Raw genomic sequence first — 21,105 nt, 5'->3', positions numbered from 1 at the left:
CATCACTAAATAATTAAAATAAGCCGTTGTAAATAAAAACCCTACAGGAGGCACTATGCCTGAAAAAATGAGAGCAACCCGTAATATAATTTTAATAGCTACGCTTTTGGGTAGCGCACTATTCGCCAGGGCTGCGGAAAAAGAAATGACCATTGGCACAATATATCTTGATACTCAGGGATATTACGCCGGTGTACGTCAGGGTGTTCAGGATGCGGCAAAAGATTCCTCAGTACAGGTACAGTTAATAGAAACCAACGCACAGGGGGATATTTCAAAAGAAAGTACTTTTGTTGATACCCTCGTGGCGCGTAATGTTGATGCCATTATTTTGTCGGCAGTGTCTGAAAATGGCAGTAGCCGCACCGTTCGACGCGCCAGTGAGGCGGGTATTCCAGTGATTTGCTACAACACCTGTATTAATCAGAAAGGGGTCGATAAATATGTCTCGGCGTATCTGGTGGGCGATCCTCTGGAATTCGGTAAAAAACTGGGTAATGCCGCCGCCGATTATTTTATTGCCAACAAAATTGAGCAACCAAAAATTGCCGTCATAAATTGCGAAGCTTTTGAAGTTTGTGTGCAGCGGCGTAAAGGGTTTGAAGAAGTATTAAAAGCCCGTGTTCCCGGAGCGCAAATTGTCGCGAATCAGGAAGGTACTGTTTTAGATAAAGCGATTTCTGTCGGTGAAAAACTGATTATCTCCACGCCGGATCTCAACGCCATTATGGGAGAATCGGGCGGCGCGACACTCGGCGCAGTTAAAGCAGTACGTAATCAAAATCAGGCTGGGAAAATTGCCGTCTTTGGTTCAGATATGACGACTGAAATTGCCCAGGAACTGGAAAACAACCAGGTGCTGAAAGCGGTAGTGGATATTTCCGGTAAGAAAATGGGTAACGCTGTTTTTGCGCAAACATTGAAGGTTATCGATAAAAAAGCCGACGGTGAAAAAGTGATTCAGGTGCCTATCGATCTCTATACCAAAACGGAAGACGGTAAGCAGTGGCTGGCAACGCATGTTGATGGTCTGCCCTAATAGCTGATTCGCAGAGGTCCCTATGTTCACGGCAACAGAGGCAGTCCCGGTAGCAAAAGTGGTGGCAGGAAATAAGCGTTATCCCGGCGTCGTTGCGCTGGATAACGTTAATTTCACGCTCAATAAAGGCGAAGTTCGCGCGCTGTTAGGTAAAAACGGCGCGGGCAAATCGACCCTCATTCGAATGCTCACCGGCAGCGAACGCCCGGACAGCGGCGATATCTGGATTGGCGAGACGCGGCTGGAAGGTGACGAAGCTACGCTGACTCGCCGTGCCGCTGAACTGGGGGTACGCGCGGTTTATCAGGAGTTAAGTCTGGTGGAGGGGCTGACGGTGGCGGAAAACCTCTGCCTTGGTCAATGGCCACGCCGCAACAGCATGATTGATTACCCGCAAATGGCGCAGGATGCCCAATGTTGCTTACAGGCGCTGGGTGTCGACGTTAGCCCTGAACAACTTGTTTCGACGCTAAGTCCGGCGCAAAAGCAACTGGTGGAAATTGCGCGGGTGATGAAGGGCGAGCCGCGCGTGGTCATTCTTGATGAACCCACCAGTTCGCTTGCCAGTGCGGAAGTTGAACTGGTGATCAGCGCCGTGAAAAAGATGTCGGCACTGGGCGTGGCGGTGATTTATGTCAGCCACCGGATGGAAGAAATCCGCCGTATCGCTTCCTGCGCCACCGTCATGCGCGATGGTCAGGTGGCGGGCGATGTGATGCTCGAAAACACCTCCACCCGTCATATTGTGTCGCTGATGCTTGGACGCGATCACGTTGATATTGCGCCGGTTGCCGCCCAGGAAATTGCTGACCAGATCGTGCTGGATGTTCGTGCGTTACGCCACAGACCAAAACTTGCGGAGATCAATTTTTCACTGCGTCGTGGTGAAGTGCTCGGTATTGCTGGCCTGCTGGGAGCCGGGCGCAGTGAATTGCTGAAAGCGATTGTTGGACTGGAAGCGTTTGAGCAGGGCGAAATTGTTATCAACGGCGAGAAAATCACGCGCCCGGATTACGGCGACATGTTGAAACGCGGCATCGGCTATACCCCGGAAAATCGCAAAGAAGCGGGGATCATTCCCTGGCTGGGCGTTGACGAAAATACAGTGCTGACCAACCGGCAAAAAATCAGCGCTAACGGCGTGCTGCAATGGTCCACCATCCGCCGCCTGACCGAAGAGGTGATGCAACGGATGACAGTCAAGGCTGCCAGTAGCGAAACGCCGATTGGTACGCTTTCCGGCGGTAATCAGCAAAAAGTGGTGATCGGTCGTTGGGTCTATGCCGCCAGCCAGATTCTGTTGCTCGACGAGCCAACGCGCGGCGTCGATATCGAAGCCAAGCAGCAGATTTACCGTATTGTCCGCGAGCTGGCCGCCGAAGGAAAAAGCGTGGTGTTTATCTCCAGTGAAGTGGAGGAGTTGCCGCTGGTGTGCGACCGCATCCTGTTGTTACAGCACGGCACGTTCTCGCAGGAGTTTCACTCGCCGGTCAATGTGGATGAGCTGATGTCCGCCATTCTGTCTGTGCACTGATGAATTTTACCGAGGAACCTGAAGATGTCTGCTTCGTCATTACCATTGCCGCAGGGCAAGAGCGTCTCGCTCAAACAATTTGTCAGTCGCCACATTAATGAGATCGGTTTGCTGGTGGTGATAGCCATTCTATATCTGGTCTTCTCCCTGAACGCGCCAGGCTTTATCTCATTAAATAACCAAATGAACGTGCTACGCGATGCCGCCACCATCGGTATTGCCGCTTGGGCGATGACGCTGATTATTATCTCCGGTGAAATTGATGTCAGCGTTGGGCCAATGGTCGCTTTTGTCTCGGTGTGCCTGGCATTTTTACTGCAATTTGAGGTTCCTCTGGCGGTGGCGTGTTTGTTGGTGTTGCTGTTAGGCGCGCTGATGGGAACGCTCGCCGGGGTGTTACGTGGCGTGTTTAACGTGCCAAGTTTTGTGGCCACGCTGGGGTTGTGGAGCGCCCTGCGCGGTATGGGGCTGTTTATGACTAACGCCCTGCCTGTGCCGATTGACGAAAACGAGGTACTGGACTGGCTGGGTGGGCAATTTCTCGGCGTGCCGGTATCCGCGCTGATCATGATGGTGTTGTTTGCGCTGTTTGTGTTCATCAGCCGTAAAACTGCCTTCGGGCGTTCGGTTTTTGCTGTGGGCGGTAATGCCACGGCGGCGCAGTTGTGCGGGATTAACGTCCGGCGAGTACGCATTCTTATTTTTACCCTTTCAGGATTATTAGCGGCGGTGACCGGCATTTTACTGGCGGCGCGCCTCGGTTCTGGTAACGCAGGCGCGGCAAACGGTCTGGAGTTTGACGTGATCGCAGCCGTGGTAGTTGGTGGTACGGCGCTTTCCGGCGGTCGCGGCTCCCTGTTCGGTACGCTGCTTGGCGTTCTGGTCATTACGCTAATCGGTAACGGTCTGGTGCTGCTCGGAATTAACTCCTTTTTCCAGCAGGTGGTTCGCGGCGTCATCATCGTGGTGGCGGTACTGGCGAATATCTTGCTGACCCAGCGAAGCAGTAAAGCGAAACGCTAAATATTAACGCCCCTGGCGCGGGTGCGGCAGGGATGAAAATTAATCGTATTGTTAATGAGGGACTTATGAAAACGATGCTGGCAGCTTACTTACCAGGAAATTCGACCGTTGATCTACGGGAAGTTGCGGTGCCGACGCCGGGGATTAACCAGGTACTGATCAAAATGAAATCCTCCGGGATTTGCGGAAGCGATGTCCACTATATCTATCATCAACACCGCGCCACGGCGGCGGCGCCCGATAAACCGTTGTATCAGGGATTTATCAACGGTCATGAACCGTGCGGGCAGATTGTGGCTATGGGGCAAGGCTGTCGACATTTTAAAGAGGGCGATCGTGTGCTGGTGTATCACATTTCCGGCTGTGGTTTTTGCCAGAACTGTCGTCGTGGTTTTCCTATCTCCTGTACCGGTAAAGGAAAAGCGGCTTACGGCTGGCAGCGTGATGGCGGTCATGCCGAATATCTGCTGGCGGAAGAAAAAGATCTGATCCTCCTGCCAGACGCACTGAGCTACGAAGATGGAGCGTTTATCAGTTGCGGCGTTGGCACGGCGTATGAAGGGATTTTGCGCGGCGAAGTCTCCGGCAGCGATAACGTGCTGGTGGTCGGTCTGGGGCCGGTCGGGATGATGGCGATGATGCTGGCGAAAGGTCGCGGTGCGAAACGGATCATCGGCGTTGATATGTTGCCGGAACGTCTGGCGATGGCGAAACAGTTAGGTGTGATGGATCACGGTTATTTAGCAACCACTGAAGGTCTGCCGCAGATAATTGCCGAGCTCACCCACGGCGGCGCGGATGTTGCGCTCGATTGTTCCGGTAATGCTGCGGGGCGCTTGCTGGCATTGCAATCCACCGCCGACTGGGGACGCGTGGTTTACATCGGGGAAACTGGAAAAGTGGAGTTCGAGGTCAGCGCCGATCTGATGCACCATCAACGGCGGATTATTGGCTCCTGGGTGACCAGCCTGTTCCATATGGAAAAATGCGCTCACGATCTGACGGACTGGAAACTGTGGCCGCGTAACGCCATTACCCACCGCTTCTCACTGGAACAGGCGGGTGAGGCGTATGCGCTGATGGCAAGTGGCAAATGTGGGAAAGTTGTGATTAATTTCCCGGATTAAGGAGTTAGCGGATGACCATCTATACCTTATTTCATGGGGCGCTAAAGCTGGATATCTCTGACCAGGGCGGAGTCATAGAAGGCTTCTGGCACGACACGACGGCGTTGCTACGTCCGGGTAAAAAAAACGGTGTGGCAACCGATGCCTCCTGTTTTCCGCTGGTGCCGTTTGCTAACCGGGTGAGCGGCAACCGCTTTGTCTGGCAAGGGCGTGAGTATCCGCTACATCCTAACGTTGAATGGGACGCGCATTATCTGCACGGCGATGGCTGGCTGGGCCAGTGGCAATGTGTAACGCGCAGCGATGATAGTTTATGTCTGGAGTATGAACATCGCGGTGGCGTTTATCATTATCGGGTAAGTCAGACGTTTCATTTAACGGCAGATGCGCTGACGGTCACGCTCTCTGTCACCAATGAAGGTGCAGAGACGCTGCCGTTTGGTACGGGCTGGCATCCTTATTTTCCGTTGTCGTCGCAAACGCGGATTCAGGCGCAGGCGAGCGGTTACTGGCTGGAGCGGGAACAGTGGCTGGCGGGGGCGTTTTGCGCGCAGTTACCGCTGGAGCTGGATTTCAATCAGCTCGCGCCGTTGCCGCGTCAGTGGGTGAACAATGGTTTTTCCGGATGGAATGGTCAGGCACGCATTGAGCAGCCACAGCAGGGTTACGCCATCACTATGGAAACGACGCCGCCCGCACCGTGTTATTTCATCTTTGTTTCGGACCCGACGTTTGATAAAGGGTATGCGTTTGATTTCTTCTGCCTGGAGCCGATGAGTCATGCGCCGGATGACCATCATCGTCCCGAAGGCGGAGATCTCATTGCGCTTGCACCGGGGGAGTCAACAACCTTAGAGATGTCGTTGCGGGTTGAGTTGCTGTAATTTATAAAATGCCGGATGCACAGGCCTACAATGGGTGCCGGAGCGGTAGGCCGGATAAGGCGTTCACGCCGCATCCGGCATGTTTTTAACGCCGATCGAGAGAAATCGCCCCCGGTCCGGTAATCGCCAGCAGCAAGAATGCGCCTGCAATACTGACATTTTTCCAGAAATTAATCATATTTGGCCCGACCGCATCCCCCGTCATATCCCAGTAATGATGGCCAATCACCGCTGTACCCAGCGTGTAGAAAATAAACAGCACCGCCAGCGGACGAGTGAAAAAACCAAGCACGATTAATATCGCGGCAGGCACTTCCATAACTACCGCAATAATTGCCGCCAGCATCGGCATTGGCGCGCCCAGCGAGGCCATATATTGGACCGTACCGTCAAAGCCCATCATTTTGGGAAAACCAAAAATAATGAAAATTAAGATGATGGCAATACGGGCAATTAATAACAAAACGGGGCGGGCTGCGCCAAAATCAAAATAACGTAGTGTGTTCATAACCAATCCCTTTGCAAAAAGATGTGATTTAAACGTAATACACACTCTGGCACCTCGCCACGCCCCAGGCGTTGAGATATTCGCTAATTATCCTGGTTTGCTATAACGGCATAGCGCAGGTCGCTGACAATGTGCTTGCTGCTTCATGCCGGGAAGCTCGCTCGAATATTCTTATTTTCCAACTTGCAACAACATTCGATTAACTCCAGACTAACGCCTCCTGACGGGAGGGACTCATGGTTTTGCAATCCACGCGCTGGCTGGCGCTCGGTTATTTCACGTACTTTTTTAGCTACGGCATTTTTCTACCTTTCTGGAGCGTCTGGCTTGAGGGGATTGGCTTAACGCCAGAAACCATTGGTCTGTTGTTAGGGGCCGGTCTGGTTGCCCGTTTTCTCGGTAGTTTGATAATCGCGCCCCGCGTCAGCGATCCTTCTCGTCTGATTTCCGCGCTGCGGGTGCTGGCGTTGCTGACGCTGCTGTTTGCCGTCGCCTTCTGGGCTGGCGCGCATGTCGCGTGGCTGATGGTGGTAATGGTCGGTTTTAACCTCTTTTTCTCACCGCTGGTGCCGTTGACTGACGCGCTGGCGAATACCTGGCAAAAGCAGTTTCCGCTTGATTACGGCAAAGTGCGGCTGTGGGGCTCGGTGGCATTTGTCATTGGTTCGGCGCTGACGGGCAAACTGGTCACGGTGTTTGATTATCGGGTGATCCTCGCGATGTTGACGCTGGGCGTGGCATCCATGCTACTTGGTTTTCTCATTCGCCCGACCATTCAACCACAAGGGGTAAGCCGCCAGCAGGAGAGCACGGGATGGCCGGCCTGGCTGGCGCTGGTTCGCCAGAACTGGCGCTTTCTGGCTTGTGTTTGTCTATTGCAGGGAGCGCACGCGGCGTATTACGGTTTTAGCGCCATTTACTGGCAGGCAGCGGGTTACTCGGCTTCGGCGGTGGGCTATTTGTGGTCACTTGGGGTGGTGGCGGAAGTGATCATCTTTGCGCTGAGTAACAAACTTTTCCGTCGCTGTAGCGCTCGCGATATGTTGTTGATCTCAGCGATTTGCGGAGTGGCGCGTTGGAGCATTATGGGGGCAACCACTGAGTTACCGTGGTTGATATTGGTGCAGATCCTGCATTGCGGCACTTTTACCGTGTGCCACCTGGCCGCCATGCGCTATATCGCCGCTCGTCAGGGTAGTGAGGTGATCCGTTTGCAGGCGGTTTACTCTGCCGTCGCGATGGGCGGCAGTATCGCTATCATGACCGTCTTCGCCGGATTCTTGTATCAATATCTGGGGCACGGCGTGTTCTGGGTGATGGCATTGGTGGCGCTTCCGGCAATGTTTCTGCGCCCAAAAGTGGTTCCCTCATGCTGATTATTCCAGCATTTTACGGATCTGCTCCTGTTGGTGTGCGGTCAGGGTCTGATTCGTATGAATCAGCGGCGGCGAAAAGAGCGGTAACGGGATGGTATAAGGTGCAATAATCAGCACAGCGTTTCTCGGTGCGCCATTTCGTAAAAAGGCCTTCACCGATATATGTTTAATATTGAGCGGCAGTAGCGTAATTTCGCGCAATTGTTGCTCAATACTTGCTTCTCTTTCACTGTCATTGTCCGTCAGTAAAACAATCTGTTTTTCGTTAACTTCATTTGCTTGCATCAGCCATGCGCCGAAAATCACCGCCACCAGACCACTTTCCTCATCGGAAAAACGGACATTGTATTCACTTTCAAACCCGGCCAGCGCCGCGCGGGTTGTACGAACCAGGCGTGGGTAAAGTCGGCTGAACTCTTCTGGCAAGGTGTTATCAATACCGATGGCAAACAAACTGCGGCGTAATGCCTGAGCGAGATGAGTATAAAGCTGATCGCATAACCCCTGTTCATCATAGAAACGGACATTTCCCAGCTCACGAAAATGTTGTACCAGACGGACAATAGCCTGACGCAATTGCCGATCGCGCTGATGGGTATCCTGCAGCGGATTGGGAACCCGCAACATGGAAAAGAGCAATGCCATAAACAACGGTTCATCTGGTGGTACAGGCTGGCGCGCCCGGCGTTGCCAGTGGCGGCCAATTTCTTGTGCTATCTGAAATTCAAGGCAGGATTCAGCCCATCGACGTTGCTGTGGGTTAAATTGTGGCGTGATCCCGGCATGATGTTGTAGCAGGCAATATTGCAGATACAGGCATAGAAAATGAATATCACGAGCTTCAAAGCATTTTTGCAATCGTCGCGAACACAGATTAACTAAAGCTTGTAGGTTGGTATCGTCGTAAAAGTTGCGAGCAATCCCCCGACGCTTCAATTCTTCCTTTATGGCAGGGGCGAAACGACCGGTGATAAATGACGGGCATAAACGGAAACCGCGTCGTAGCCAGTGAAATAAACATAAACGTTGATTAAGTACTGTACCTTCAATCCGGTAGCTACCGTCATAACCAGTAGTGAGCGTGAGTTGATGATAGCGCAGGATCTCCCGTCCTGTTTCGCTGATATCAAAACTGGCAATATCATCATCCACACCATTAAGCTCGCTAAACGTTGCCGTGGTAGCGGCCAACCCCGGCTGAAATAGCGTTAACAAGATCTGGCAGCGGCGCTGGGGAGCAGAAAGGGCAGATGGTGGAGCAAGTGTAGACATCATCTGTTGATCTCCCATAAGCATAATTGATAAGGATAGCTAAAGTTTGCTTAGGGAAATGGTGAATGGAACGCTATTTATCAGAAATGCGGGCAGGCGTCACAGAATTTTTATCGATATAAACAGCAATGGCCAGTTGAATGCCATGTCTTAAGGTGATTTCATGCTGTTTTATCGGGTTTTAATCTTAAGGTTAATTCTACGGGCTCAACGTATTGAGGATAAAATCTACCGCTTGTTCGCGATAAACATCACCATGACGATCGGAAAAAGCGTCAATGTGTTCGCCATCGGGGATCAGAATCAGCCGTTTTGGCTCTTTCGCCAGAGCATATAACTTTTCACTGTGCTGCCAGGGGATAACGTGATCGGCTTTGCCGTGAATCAGTAAAAGCGGAATGGGGCTGACGCTGGCAATGTAATTTTCACCGCTGTAACTTTCATCAAGTAAGTAACCACTGCCGGGGAGCATCTGGTTGGCGATGGTTGAGTAAGAGGCAAATGTGGAGTCGAGGATCACCGCGCGGATGCCCTCACGATTGCCCTGACCAATAACATCAAGAATATTCGCACCGCCAATACTCTGACCAAACAGTACCAGTCGCTGCGGGTTTACATCACTGCGATGGCGCACCACGTTGATGGCGCTCAGTGTATCGTCCAGTAATCCGGCTTGCGAAGGCGTTCCTTTAGACTTACCAAACCCACGATAATCAAACATAAACACGTTGAAATTGCGTTCGGGTAACCAACTGACCAGTGGCCAATGTGCAGACATATTTCCGGCATTGCCATGAGCATGGATCACCGTAGCGATGGCGTTTTCAGCGGGGCCAGTCGATGATGGAATAAACCAGCCTTGCAGGCGTGTGCCATCTTCAGCGGTAAACTCTACGGATTCTGCTGACCAGGGGTCAGGGCCATAAATTTTGTTATCAGGATAATAGAAAAAATTGATAGCGACGCGCGGCACTAAATAAACGCAGACGGCAACAACAAAGAGAATAAACAGAATCTTGAAAACGCGCTTGTTTACTGGCAGGACCATAACCTTTCCTTGCGACTTTTTTGTAATCCATTAATCGGGGAAAGATGGTGGGAGAGCGGTGAGGGAAAGTAAAGCGGCGAGAAAGTATTTCGGAATAGCGCCTGAAAGGCGAGGGCGGGTGAGAGAAATCACCCGCCAGAGAAATTAACGCTTCAGTGCGTCGCTTAACTCGTCACGCATGTTTGACAGCATGGCTTTTACTACGCGTGGGTTACCCGCAACGATGTTACCGGTCAGTATGTAGTTATGACCACCAGTGAAGTCGCTGACAATACCACCAGCTTCACGAACCAGCAGTTCGCCTGCGGCGAAGTCCCACGGACGCAGACCGATTTCAAAGAAACCGTCAACGCGACCAGCAGCGACATAAGCCAGATCCAGTGCCGCAGAACCAGTACGACGGAAGTCAGCACATTCGTTGAACAGTTTGCCGACGATGTTGATGTAGGTGGTGGCGTACTGTTTTGCTTTGAACGGGAAGCCGGTCGCCAGAATAGTACCGTCGAGATCGCGAGCGGTGCTGCCGCGCAGACGGTAGCCGTTCAGTTGTGCGCCCTGACCGCGAGTCGCGGTGAACAGTTCGTTACGCATAGGATCGTAAACCACAGCAACTTCGGTGCGGCCTTTGATGCGAACAGCGATAGATACCGCGAAATGCGGCAGACGTTTGATAAAGTTGGTGGTGCCATCCAGTGGATCGATAACCCATTGAACATCCTGATCAGTACCTTCAAGTTCACCGCTTTCTTCGGTGATGATGGTGTGCTGCGGGTAAGATTTACGAATCGTGTCGATAATCACCGCTTCGGCAGCTTTATCTACGTTGGTCACGAAATCGTTGCTGCCTTTCTGGCTCGCTTCTACAGCGTCCGGGGTTTCATAGTTTTTGGCAATTAAATTACCCGCCTTGCGCGCTGCGCGCACGGCGATGTTCAGCATCGGATGCATCGGTCTCTCTCACTGGATGTTAAAGAACGGGAAAACGGCGCAGAGTATAGCAGCGAGATCGGCATCTGTCTTCGTTTTATGATAAGATGCGCGAATAATCTTTAGACGAAGAAAGACAATGCTGCAAAATATTCGAATTGTGCTGGTGGAGACGTCACACACCGGCAATATGGGTTCTGTTGCCCGAGCCATGAAAACAATGGGATTAACCAATCTGTGGCTGGTTAATCCTCTGGTGAAACCTGACTCCCAGGCGATCGCGTTGGCAGCGGGAGCCAGTGATGTGATTGGTAATGCGCAGATTGTCGATACACTCGACGAAGCGTTGGCTGGTTGTAGCCTGGTCGTTGGCACCAGCGCGCGTTCCCGTACGCTGCCGTGGCCGATGCTCGACCCGCGCGAATGCGGTTTGAAAAGCGTCGCTGAAGCGGCAAACACGCCGGTGGCGCTGGTCTTTGGTCGCGAGCGCGTCGGCTTGACCAATGAAGAGCTGCAGAAATGCCATTATCATGTCGCGATTGCCGCGAACCCGGAATACAGCTCGCTGAACCTGGCGATGGCAGTACAGGTTATCGCCTATGAAGTGCGTATGGCCTGGCTGGCGACCCAGGAAAACGGCGAGCAGGTTGAGCATGCAGAGACGCCGTATCCGCTGGTGGATGATCTGGAACGTTTTTACGGTCATCTGGAGCAAACGTTGCTGGCAACCGGTTTTATTCGTGAAAACCATCCGGGGCAGGTGATGAATAAATTGCGTCGTCTGTTTACGCGTGCGCGTCCGGAAAGTCAGGAGTTAAATATCCTGCGTGGGATTCTGGCTTCTATTGAGCAGCAGAATAAAGGCAACAAGGCCGAATAACAGTCATTGCCTGATGCGACGCTTAACGCGTCTTATCAGGCTTACAAGTGCGCGGAACCGTAGGTCGGATAAGGCGTTTACGCCGCATCCGACAACAGGTACAAATGCCACGATAAGAAAATGGCACTGAAGGCTAAATACCTGACTAAATCAGTCAAGTAAATAGTTGACCAATTTACTCGGGAATGTCAGACTTGACCCTGCTATGCAATACCCCCACTTTTACAATAAAAAACCCCGGGCAGGGGCGAGTTTGAGGTGAAGTAAGACATGAGACTGACATCTAAAGGGCGCTATGCCGTGACCGCAATGCTGGACGTTGCGCTCAACTCCGAAGCAGGCCCGGTTCCGTTGGCTGATATTTCTGAACGTCAGGGAATTTCCCTTTCTTATCTGGAACAACTGTTTTCCCGTCTGCGTAAAAATGGTCTGGTTTCCAGCGTACGTGGACCTGGCGGTGGTTATCTGTTGGGCAAAGATGCCAGCAGCATCGCCGTTGGTGAAGTGATTAGCGCCGTTGACGAATCTGTAGATGCCACCCGTTGTCAGGGTAAAGGCGGCTGCCAGGGCGGCGATAAATGCCTGACCCACGCGCTGTGGCGTGATTTGAGCGACCGTCTCACCGGTTTTCTCAACAACATTACTTTAGGCGAACTGGTCAATAACCAGGAAGTGCTGGATGTGTCTGGTCGTCAACATACTCACGACGCGCCACGTACCCGCACACAAGACGCGATCGACGTTAAGTTACGCGCTTAATAAAAAGAATTCAGAGTCAGGCCGGAGTGTTTATCACTTCGTAAACACGGTCGTACATCCAGCCGGTAGCCTGATTCCTTGCATTGAGTGATGTACGGAGTTTATAGAGCAATGAAATTACCGATTTATCTCGATTACTCCGCAACCACGCCGGTGGACCCGCGTGTTGCCGAGAAAATGATGCAGTTTATGACGATGGACGGAACCTTTGGTAACCCGGCCTCCCGTTCTCACCGTTTCGGCTGGCAGGCTGAAGAAGCAGTAGATATCGCCCGTAATCAGATTGCCGATCTGGTCGGTGCTGACCCGCGTGAAATCGTCTTTACCTCTGGCGCCACCGAATCTGACAACCTGGCAATTAAAGGTGCAGCCAACTTTTATCAGAAAAAAGGCAAGCACATCATCACCAGCAAAACCGAACACAAAGCGGTACTGGACACCTGCCGTCAGCTTGAGCGTGAAGGTTTTGAAGTCACCTACCTGGCGCCGCAGCGTAACGGAATTATCGATCTGAAAGAACTCGAAGCGGCGATGCGTGATGACACCATCCTCGTTTCTATCATGCACGTGAATAACGAAATCGGCGTGGTACAGGATATCGCGGCTATCGGTGAAATGTGCCGTGCCCGCGGCATTATCTATCACGTTGATGCAACCCAGAGCGTGGGTAAACTGCCTATCGACCTGAGCCAGTTGAAAGTTGACCTGATGTCTTTCTCCGGTCACAAAATCTACGGTCCGAAAGGTATTGGCGCGCTGTATGTGCGTCGTAAACCACGCGTGCGCATTGAAGCGCAAATGCACGGCGGCGGTCACGAGCGCGGTATGCGTTCCGGTACACTGCCGGTTCACCAGATCGTGGGTATGGGCGAAGCCTATCGCATCGCAAAAGAAGAGATGGCGACCGAGATGGAACGTCTGCGCGGCCTGCGTAACCGTCTGTGGAACGGCATCAAAGATATCGAAGAAGTTTACCTGAACGGTGACCTGGAACACGGTGCGCCGAACATTCTCAACGTCAGCTTTAACTACGTTGAAGGTGAGTCGCTGATTATGGCGCTGAAAGACCTCGCGGTTTCTTCAGGTTCCGCCTGTACGTCGGCAAGTCTCGAACCGTCCTACGTGCTGCGTGCGCTGGGGCTGAACGACGAGCTGGCACATAGCTCTATCCGTTTCTCTTTAGGTCGTTTTACTACTGAAGAAGAGATCGACTACACCATCGAGTTAGTTCGTAAATCCATTGGTCGTCTGCGTGACCTTTCTCCGCTGTGGGAAATGTACAAGCAGGGCGTGGATCTGAACAGCATCGAATGGGCTCATCATTAATCGGTATCGGAATCAGGAGAATTTATAATGGCTTACAGCGAAAAAGTTATCGACCATTACGAGAATCCGCGTAACGTGGGTTCCTTCGACAACAACGACGAAAACGTGGGCAGCGGCATGGTGGGTGCACCAGCCTGTGGCGACGTGATGAAGTTGCAGATTAAAGTCAACGATGAAGGTATCATTGAAGACGCGCGTTTTAAAACTTACGGCTGCGGTTCCGCTATCGCTTCCAGTTCTCTGGTGACCGAATGGGTGAAAGGGAAATCTCTCGACGAAGCACAGGCGATCAAAAACACCGATATTGCTGAAGAACTTGAACTGCCACCGGTGAAAATTCACTGTTCTATTCTGGCAGAAGACGCGATCAAAGCCGCCATTGCGGACTATAAAAGCAAACGTGAAGCAAAATAAGAGTTGAGGTTTGGTTATGTCGATTACACTGAGCGACAGTGCAGCAGCGCGAGTAAATACCTTTCTGGCTAACCGCGGTAAAGGGTTTGGCCTGCGTCTGGGTGTGAGAACCTCTGGGTGTTCAGGTATGGCGTATGTACTGGAATTTGTTGACGAACCGACGCCGGAAGACATCGTGTTTGAAGACAAAGGCGTGAAAGTCGTGGTCGATGGCAAAAGCCTGCAATTTCTGGACGGTACGCAACTGGACTTCGTAAAAGAAGGCCTGAACGAAGGGTTTAAATTCACCAACCCGAACGTAAAAGATGAATGTGGTTGCGGCGAAAGCTTCCACGTCTGATGCGCATACCGATAACCCCACCGTGGTCGCCTGCGCGTGGGGTTTGTTTTACCTGATTCGCCGTCATTGCGGCGGATCGCAGCCCTGAGAATGTTATGGATTACTTCACCCTCTTTGGCTTGCCTGCCCGTTATCAACTCGATACCCAGGCATTGAGCCTGCGTTTTCAGGATCTACAACGTCAGTATCATCCTGATAAATTCGCCAGCGGAAGCCAGGCGGAACAACTCGCCGCCGTCCAGCAATCCGCAACCATTAACCAGGCATGGCAAACGCTGCGTCATCCATTGATGCGGGCAGAATACCTGCTTTCGCTGCACGGTTTTGATCTTGCCAGCGAGCAGCATACAGTGCGCGACACCGCGTTCCTGATGGAACAACTGGAGCTGCGCGAGGAGCTGGACGAGATCGAACAGGCGAAAGACGAAGCGCGGCTGGAAAGCTTTATCAAACGCGTCAAAAAGATGTTTGATACCCGCCATCAGTTGATGGTTGAACAGTTAGACAACGAGGCGTGGGACGCGGCGGCGGATACCGTGCGTAAGCTGCGTTTTCTCGATAAACTGCGAAGCAGTGCCGAACAACTCGAAGAAAAACTGCTCGATTTTTAATTTCTGGAAGCTAAACATGGCCTTATTACAAATTAGTGAACCTGGTTTGAGTGCTGCGCCGCATCAGCGTCGTCTGGCGGCCGGTATTGACCTGGGCACAACCAACTCGCTGGTGGCGACAGTACGCAGCGGTCAGGCCGAAACGTTAGCCGACCATGAAGGCCGTCACCTGCTGCCGTCTGTTGTTCACTATCAACAGCAAGGGCATTCGGTGGGGTATGACGCGCGTACTAATGCAGCGCTTGACACCGCCAACACCATTAGTTCTGTTAAACGCCTGATGGGGCGCTCGCTGGCTGATATCCAGCAACGCTATCCGCATCTGCCTTATCAATTCCAGGCCAGCGAGAATGGTCTGCCGATGATTGAAACGGCGGCGGGACTGCTGAACCCGGTGCGCGTTTCTGCGGACATCCTCAAAGCACTGGCAGCACGGGCAACTGAAGCCCTGGCTGGCGAGCTGGATGGTGTGGTTATCACCGTTCCGGCGTACTTTGACGATGCCCAGCGTCAGGGCACCAAAGACGCAGCGCGTCTGGCTGGCCTGCATGTCCTGCGCTTGCTCAACGAACCGACCGCTGCGGCTATCGCCTACGGGCTGGATTCCGGTCAGGAAGGTGTGATTGCCGTTTATGACCTCGGCGGCGGGACTTTTGATATTTCCATTCTACGTTTAAGTCGCGGCGTGTTTGAAGTGCTGGCGACCGGCGGTGATTCTGCGCTCGGTGGTGATGACTTCGACCATCTGCTGGCGGATTACATTCGCGAGCAGGCGGGCATTCCTGACCGTAGCGATAACCGCGTTCAGCGTGAACTGCTGGATGCCGCCATTGCGGCCAAAATCGCTCTGAGCGATGCCGATTCCGTGACTGTTAATGTTGCGGGCTGGCAGGGCGAAATCAGCCGTCAACAATTCAACGAACTGATCGCACCACTGGTTAAACGAACCTTACTGGCCTGTCGTCGCGCGCTGAAAGACGCGGGCGTTGAGGCTGATGAAGTTCTGGAAGTGGTGATGGTTGGCGGTTCTACCCGTGTGCCGTTGGTGCGTGAACGGGTGGGCGAATTTTTCGGTCGTCCGCCACTGACCTCCATCGACCCGGATAAAGTTGTCGCCATTGGCGCGGCGATTCAGGCTGATATTCTGGTGGGTAACAAGCCGGACAGTGAAATGCTGCTGCTCGACGTGATCCCCCTGTCGCTGGGCCTTGAGACTATGGGCGGCCTGGTGGAGAAAGTGATCCCACGTAATACCACCATTCCGGTGGCCCGCGCCCAGGATTTCACCACCTTTAAAGATGGTCAGACGGCAATGTCTATCCATGTTATGCAGGGTGAGCGTGAACTGGTGCAGGATTGCCGCTCGTTGGCACGTTTTGCGCTGCGTGGGATCCCGGCGTTACCGGCTGGCGGTGCGCATATTCGCGTAACGTTCCAGGTCGATGCCGACGGTCTTTTAAGTGTGACGGCGATGGAGAAATCCACCGGCGTTGAGGCGTCTATTCAGGTCAAACCTTCTTATGGTCTGACCGACAGCGAAATCGCCTCAATGATTAAAGACTCAATGAGCTATGCCGAGCAGGACGTAAAAGCCCGTATGCTGGCTGAACAAAAAGTCGAAGCGGCGCGCGTACTGGAAAGTCTGAACGGCGCGCTGGCTGCGGATGCCGCGCTGTTAAGCACCGCAGAACGTCAGGTCATCGACGATGCCGCTGCTCACCTGAGTGAAGTAGCGCAGGGCGATGATGTTGACGCCATCGAACAAGCGATTAAAAACGTAGACAAACAAACCCAGGATTTCGCCGCTCGCCGCATGGACCAGTCGGTTCGTCGTGCGCTGAAAGGCCATTCCGTGGACGAGGTTTAATATGCCAAAGATTGTTATTTTGCCTCATCAGGATCTCTGCCCTGATGGTGCTGTTCTGGAAGCTAAGAGCGGTGAAACCATTCTCGACGCTGCGCTGCGTAACGGCATCGAGATTGAACACGCCTGTGAAAAATCCTGCGCTTGCACCACCTGCCACTGTATCGTTCGTGAAGGTTTTGACTCGTTGCCGGAAAGCTCTGAGCAGGAAGACGACATGCTGGACAAAGCCTGGGGGCTGGAGCCGGAAAGCCGTTTAAGCTGCCAGGCGCGCGTCACCGATGAAGATTTAGTGGTCGAAATTCCGCGTTACACTATCAACCATGCGCGTGAGCATTAACAGAGGTTAGTATGGGACTTAAGTGGACCGATAGCCGCGAAATTGGCGAAGCACTGTACGATGCGTATCCCGATCTCGACCCGAAAACGGTTCGATTCACCGATATGCATCAGTGGATTTGCGATCTGGAAGATTTCGACGACGACCCGCAGGCATCTAACGAGAAAATCCTCGAAGCGATTTTGTTAGTCTGGCTGGACGAAGCTGAGTGAATAAACGGGCTGCCTGGGGGTAGCCCGTTTTGCTGTTAAACAAATAAGGATAACTAAAATGACAGAAGCGATGAAAATTACCCTTTCTTCCCAACCTGCTGATGCGCGTTGGGGAGAAAAAGCGACTTACAGCATTAATAATGATGGCATTACCCTGCACCTGACCGGGGCTGACGATTTGGGGCTGATCCAGCGTGCGGCGCGCAAGATTGACGGTCTGGGCATTAAGCATGTTCAGTTAAGCGGTGAAGGCTGGGATGTGGATCGTTGCTGGGCGTTCTGGCAGGGTTACAAAGCGCCTAAAGGTACGCGTAAAGTCGAGTGGCCGGAGTTGGACGATGCACAACGCCAGGAACTGGATAACCGCCTGATGATCATCGACTGGGTGCGTGACACCATCAACGCACCGGCTGAAGAACTGGGGCCATCACAACTGGCGCAGCGTGCTGTTGATCTGATCAGCAACGTTGCGGGCGATCGTGTGACTTACCGGATCACTAAAGGCGAAGATCTGCGCGAGCAGGGTTATATGGGGCTGCACACCGTTGGACGCGGATCAGAACGTTCCCCGGTATTGCTGGCGCTGGACTATAACCCAACGGGCGATAAAGAAGCGCCGGTATACGCTTGCCTGGTAGGCAAAGGCATCACCTTTGATTCCGGCGGTTACAGTATCAAACAGACCGCGTTTATGGACTCGATGAAGTCCGATATGGGCGGTGCTGCAACGGTTACCGGAGCGCTGGCATTTGCTATTACGCGCGGTCTGAATAAACGCGTGAAACTGTTCCTCTGCTGTGCGGATAACCTGATCAGCGGCAACGCGTTCAAACTGGGCGATATCATCACCTATCGCAACGGTAAAAAAGTCGAAGTGATGAACACCGATGCGGAAGGGCGACTGGTGCTGGCAGATGGCCTGATTGATGCCAGCGCGCAGAAACCGGAACTGATTATTGATGCTGCGACCCTGACCGGAGCGGCGAAAACCGCGCTGGGTAATGATTATCACGCACTGTTCAGTTTTGACGATGCGCTGGCAGGGCGTTTGCTGACGAGTGCCGCGCAGGAGAATGAACCATTCTGGCGTCTGCCACTGGCGGAGTTCCATCGTAACCAGTTACCGTCAAACTTTGCCGAACTTAACAATACCGGAAGCGCGGTTTATCCGGCAGGGGCGAGTACGGCGGCGGGCTTCCTGTCGCACTTTGTTGATAACTATCAGCAAGGTTGGCTGCACATTGACTGCTCAGCGACTTACCGTAAAGCGCCGGTTGAGCAGTGGTCTGCGGGCGCGACCGGGCTGGGTGTGCGCACGATTGCCAATCTGTTAACTGCGTAATCTTTTATGCCGGATGCGGTTCAAGCCACATCCGGTTTTTTTATCAGACCGTTGGCAAAGTGCATTTGTTCATGCTGGATGCGGCGTAAACGCCTTATCCAGCCTACAAAGTATTGCAAATTCAACAAATTGCGATTCACTTGTAGGCCTGATAAGCGTAGCGCATCAGGCACTTGCGCCCAGAACGTTGAATGAATTGTGGTTCTTATGTCCGAAACAAAAAATGAACTTGAAGACCTGCTGGAAAAAGCAGCAACCGAACCGGCACACCGTCCGGCCTTTTTCCGCACTCTACTGGAATCCACTGTCTGGGTGCCGGGTACAGCGGCGCAGGGCGAGGCAGTAGCTGAAGATAGTGCACTTGATTTACAGCACTGGGAAAAAGAAGATGGCACCAGCGTCATTCCTTTTTTCACCTCGTTAGAAGCACTTCAACAGGCGGTTGAAGACGAACAAGCATTTGTCGTGATGCCCGTTCGCACGCTGTTTGAGATGACCCTTGGTGAAACGCTCTTCCTTAATGCAAAACTGCCCACCGGCAAAGAGTTTATGCCGCGTGAAATCAGTTTGCTGATCGGTGAAGAGGGAAACCCACTGAGCAGTCAGGAAGTGCTGGAAGGTGGCGAGTCGCTGATATTATCGGAAGTCGCAGAGCCGCCAGCACAAATGATTGATTCGCTCACCACCTTATTTAAAACCATTAAGCCGGTGAAGCGCGCTTTTATTTGTTCAATTAAAGAAAGCGAAGAGGCACAACCTAATTTGCTTATTGGTATTGAAGCAGATGGCGATATCGAAGAAATTATTCAGGCGGCGGGAAGCGTGGCGACCGATACGTTACCGGGCGATGAACCTATCGATATTTGTCAGGTGAAAAAAGGGGAAAAAGGAATTAGCCACTTTATTACCGAACATATTGCGCCATTCTATGAACGTCGCTGGGGTGGATTCCTGCGTGATTTTAAACAGAATCGGATAATATAAAATATGCCGCCTCAAAGGGCGGCATTCGGGCTTACTTGCTGCGCTGAAGGTTGTTAGCCACCAGTAAATTATTACCAGAGAAACTCCGGTTATTATTTACCTGGGAAAACAGCGCACCAGAAACAATAAGTACGATACAAAAGCACCGTATCTTCATTGTGCGGTCCATGCGAAGACCGCATCACGACAGCACCACTGGCGATATTGCCGCGATAGCAAGCGCTGTGAAGCACCTGCGTTGCTTATGCAACACAAGTCAATCTGCTGGAAAGGCCGCGAACCAGACCAGCAATAAAAAGCTTATATCACTGGCTCGACCGGCAAATCTGCCCGTGCCCCCCATTCACTCCATGCACCGTCGTACAGTTTTATGTTTGGCACATCCAGCGTAGCGAGTGCCAGCAACACGACGGCTGCCGTTACGCCAGAACCGCAACTGACAATAATCGGTTTGTCATAGCTGACGCCGCGTCCAAAAAATATTGTATCCAGTTCATCGGTCGTCTTCAGTTCGCCTTCGCGCACCAACTCCGTCCACGGAACATTCAGCGCGCCGGGAATATGCCCACGACGTAAACCTGGGCGAGGTTCATCAACTTCAGCATTAAAACGCGCTGCCGGTCGGGCATCAATAATTTGCGCCGTTTTTTCATGGCTTGCCAATAACACATCGGTCACTTTCACCACGGCTTCCAGGTTAAACGCGGTGTTAAACTCCCCTTCCGGCAATACCACCGCGCCCTCTTCTAACAGAAGACCATCGCGCTGCCAGCCCGCCAGTCCACCGCCCAGAATCGACACTTTCTCCACGCCAAAAGTGCGCAGCATCCACCATGCGCGCGGTGCAGAGAAAAGGTTACCTTCATCATAGACAATCAGATGTTTGTCCTGATTAACGCCCAGTTCACGCATTGCCACTGCGAATGTTTCCGGGCGTGGCAGCATGTGCGGAAGCGGGGAAGTGTGATCGGAAAGTGCTTCGATATCGAAAAATACTGCGCCGGGGATATGTCCATTGAGATATTCCTGGGCAATGTCACGATCTTCCTGTCCGGGCGGTGCCATACGGGCATCAATAATCTGAATTTCCGGATCATCTATATGTTCAGCGAGCCAGTCGGCTCCTACAAACCATGTCGTGGACATAGGCATCTCCATTTTTGCCGGGGTTAAGCTAAATTGTCGGATGTTTGCCGAAAAGCGACAAGCAAAAGAGACTGATTTGGCTGTCTGAGCCACATTTCTCACTAAAATTCGGATTCTGTAGGCGTGATAGTGAATTACATAACGTCATT

23 protein-coding genes are annotated in these 21,105 nt (G+C 52.4%); 17 read left to right on the top strand and 6 right to left on the bottom strand.

Features of this window, described 5'->3' with window-relative positions; all coding sequences use genetic code 11:
- The first annotated feature begins 55 nt into the window (after positions 1–55).
- From A31E_RS10110 to A31E_RS10130, 5 genes are read left to right on the top strand one after another with little or no spacing between them, the layout of a single operon-like run.
- A complete protein-coding gene (locus A31E_RS10110; protein ID WP_016249078.1) occupies positions 56–1,039 on the top strand; it encodes a substrate-binding domain-containing protein in 984 nt (327 codons plus the stop codon).
- A gap of 22 nt (positions 1,040–1,061) precedes the next feature.
- A complete protein-coding gene (locus A31E_RS10115) occupies positions 1,062–2,573 on the top strand; it encodes a sugar ABC transporter ATP-binding protein (RefSeq protein ID WP_001516884.1) in 1,512 nt (503 codons plus the stop codon).
- A 24-nt stretch (positions 2,574–2,597) separates the two neighbouring features.
- A complete protein-coding gene (locus A31E_RS10120; protein WP_001276671.1) occupies positions 2,598–3,596 on the top strand; it encodes an ABC transporter permease in 999 nt (332 codons plus the stop codon).
- A 32-nt stretch (positions 3,597–3,628) separates the two neighbouring features.
- On the top strand, positions 3,629–4,723 hold the full coding sequence (locus tag A31E_RS10125; protein ID WP_000700840.1) for a zinc-dependent alcohol dehydrogenase family protein: 1,095 nt from the start codon (positions 3,629–3,631) through the stop codon (positions 4,721–4,723).
- 11 nt (positions 4,724–4,734) lie between these two features.
- Positions 4,735–5,607, top strand: a complete 873-nt coding sequence (locus A31E_RS10130; protein ID WP_001516882.1) for an aldose 1-epimerase — start codon at positions 4,735–4,737, stop codon at positions 5,605–5,607.
- 85 nt (positions 5,608–5,692) lie between these two features.
- Here the strand turns inward: A31E_RS10130 and A31E_RS10135 are convergent, their stop codons facing one another.
- A complete protein-coding gene (locus tag A31E_RS10135) occupies positions 5,693–6,115 on the bottom strand; it encodes a DoxX family protein (protein ID WP_001094718.1) in 423 nt (140 codons plus the stop codon).
- A gap of 236 nt (positions 6,116–6,351) precedes the next feature.
- On the opposite strand from A31E_RS10135, the gene A31E_RS10140 reads away from it, so the two are divergent.
- Complete coding sequence (locus tag A31E_RS10140) at positions 6,352–7,491, top strand: 3-phenylpropionate MFS transporter (protein WP_000244163.1); 1,140 nt, start codon at positions 6,352–6,354, stop codon at positions 7,489–7,491.
- On the opposite strand, the gene csiE is transcribed toward A31E_RS10140, so the two are convergent.
- From csiE to suhB, 3 genes are all read right to left on the bottom strand, one after another.
- A complete protein-coding gene (csiE, locus tag A31E_RS10145; protein ID WP_016249077.1) occupies positions 7,492–8,766 on the bottom strand; it encodes a stationary phase inducible protein CsiE in 1,275 nt (424 codons plus the stop codon). It lies immediately after the preceding gene.
- Positions 8,767–8,962: 196 nt separating this feature from the next.
- Positions 8,963–9,811, bottom strand: coding sequence for an alpha/beta hydrolase (locus A31E_RS10150; RefSeq protein WP_016249076.1), 849 nt, complete (start codon positions 9,809–9,811; stop codon positions 8,963–8,965).
- Positions 9,812–9,955: 144 nt separating this feature from the next.
- Positions 9,956–10,759, bottom strand: a complete 804-nt coding sequence (gene suhB, locus A31E_RS10155; protein WP_000553448.1) for an inositol-1-monophosphatase — start codon at positions 10,757–10,759, stop codon at positions 9,956–9,958.
- Between the two features lie 118 nt (positions 10,760–10,877).
- Here suhB and trmJ point away from each other — a divergent pair, with 118 nt between their 5' ends.
- The 11 genes from trmJ to sseB all read left to right on the top strand — a co-directional run bounded on the left by trmJ (position 10,878) and on the right by sseB (position 19,810).
- Entirely contained in the window at positions 10,878–11,618 is a 741-nt protein-coding gene (trmJ, locus tag A31E_RS10160; protein WP_000940037.1) for a tRNA (cytosine(32)/uridine(32)-2'-O)-methyltransferase TrmJ, read from the top strand.
- A gap of 270 nt (positions 11,619–11,888) precedes the next feature.
- Positions 11,889–12,377: a Fe-S cluster assembly transcriptional regulator IscR gene (gene iscR, locus A31E_RS10165; protein ID WP_001241357.1), complete on the top strand. Its 489-nt coding sequence runs from the start codon at positions 11,889–11,891 to the stop codon at positions 12,375–12,377.
- A gap of 111 nt (positions 12,378–12,488) precedes the next feature.
- Positions 12,489–13,703: a cysteine desulfurase gene (iscS, locus tag A31E_RS10170; RefSeq protein ID WP_001295373.1), complete on the top strand. Its 1,215-nt coding sequence runs from the start codon at positions 12,489–12,491 to the stop codon at positions 13,701–13,703.
- Between the two features lie 27 nt (positions 13,704–13,730).
- Positions 13,731–14,117 carry a Fe-S cluster assembly scaffold IscU gene (gene iscU / locus A31E_RS10175; protein WP_000331707.1) on the top strand — a complete coding sequence of 129 codons (387 nt, stop codon included), beginning with the start codon at positions 13,731–13,733 and terminating at the stop codon, positions 14,115–14,117.
- Positions 14,118–14,133: 16 nt separating this feature from the next.
- Positions 14,134–14,457 carry an iron-sulfur cluster assembly protein IscA gene (gene iscA, locus A31E_RS10180; RefSeq protein WP_000028953.1) on the top strand — a complete coding sequence of 108 codons (324 nt, stop codon included), beginning with the start codon at positions 14,134–14,136 and terminating at the stop codon, positions 14,455–14,457.
- A gap of 95 nt (positions 14,458–14,552) precedes the next feature.
- Positions 14,553–15,068 carry a co-chaperone HscB gene (gene hscB, locus A31E_RS10185; protein ID WP_000384411.1) on the top strand — a complete coding sequence of 172 codons (516 nt, stop codon included), beginning with the start codon at positions 14,553–14,555 and terminating at the stop codon, positions 15,066–15,068.
- Between the two features lie 16 nt (positions 15,069–15,084).
- Positions 15,085–16,935, top strand: a complete 1,851-nt coding sequence (hscA, locus tag A31E_RS10190) for a Fe-S protein assembly chaperone HscA (RefSeq protein WP_001516878.1) — start codon at positions 15,085–15,087, stop codon at positions 16,933–16,935.
- Position 16,936: 1 nt separating this feature from the next.
- On the top strand, positions 16,937–17,272 hold the full coding sequence (gene fdx, locus A31E_RS10195) for an ISC system 2Fe-2S type ferredoxin (RefSeq protein WP_001124467.1): 336 nt from the start codon (positions 16,937–16,939) through the stop codon (positions 17,270–17,272).
- A gap of 11 nt (positions 17,273–17,283) precedes the next feature.
- Positions 17,284–17,484 (top strand): Fe-S cluster assembly protein IscX, encoded by a 201-nt coding sequence (gene iscX, locus A31E_RS10200; RefSeq protein WP_000523616.1) that lies wholly within the window; start codon positions 17,284–17,286, stop codon positions 17,482–17,484.
- A gap of 58 nt (positions 17,485–17,542) precedes the next feature.
- Entirely contained in the window at positions 17,543–18,826 is a 1,284-nt protein-coding gene (gene pepB / locus A31E_RS10205) for an aminopeptidase PepB (protein ID WP_016249075.1), read from the top strand.
- 207 nt (positions 18,827–19,033) lie between these two features.
- On the top strand, positions 19,034–19,810 hold the full coding sequence (sseB, locus tag A31E_RS10210) for an enhanced serine sensitivity protein SseB (RefSeq protein WP_010378943.1): 777 nt from the start codon (positions 19,034–19,036) through the stop codon (positions 19,808–19,810).
- A gap of 31 nt (positions 19,811–19,841) precedes the next feature.
- Here sseB and timP read toward each other — a convergent pair whose 3' ends face one another.
- Both timP and sseA read right to left on the bottom strand, forming a co-directional pair.
- On the bottom strand, positions 19,842–19,967 hold the full coding sequence (gene timP / locus A31E_RS26465) for a small toxic inner membrane protein TimP (RefSeq protein ID WP_249415905.1): 126 nt from the start codon (positions 19,965–19,967) through the stop codon (positions 19,842–19,844).
- Positions 19,968–20,110: 143 nt separating this feature from the next.
- Positions 20,111–20,956 (bottom strand): 3-mercaptopyruvate sulfurtransferase, encoded by an 846-nt coding sequence (gene sseA / locus A31E_RS10215; RefSeq protein WP_000108593.1) that lies wholly within the window; start codon positions 20,954–20,956, stop codon positions 20,111–20,113.
- Between the last annotated feature and the right edge of the window lie 149 nt (positions 20,957–21,105).

Origin of the sequence: Escherichia sp. KTE159, from assembly GCF_000408805.1 — a bacterium.
Lineage (GTDB): Bacteria > Pseudomonadota > Gammaproteobacteria > Enterobacterales > Enterobacteriaceae > Escherichia > Escherichia marmotae.
Note: the sequence above shows the minus strand (reverse complement) of the source record. Positions and strands in the feature narration are given on the sequence as shown.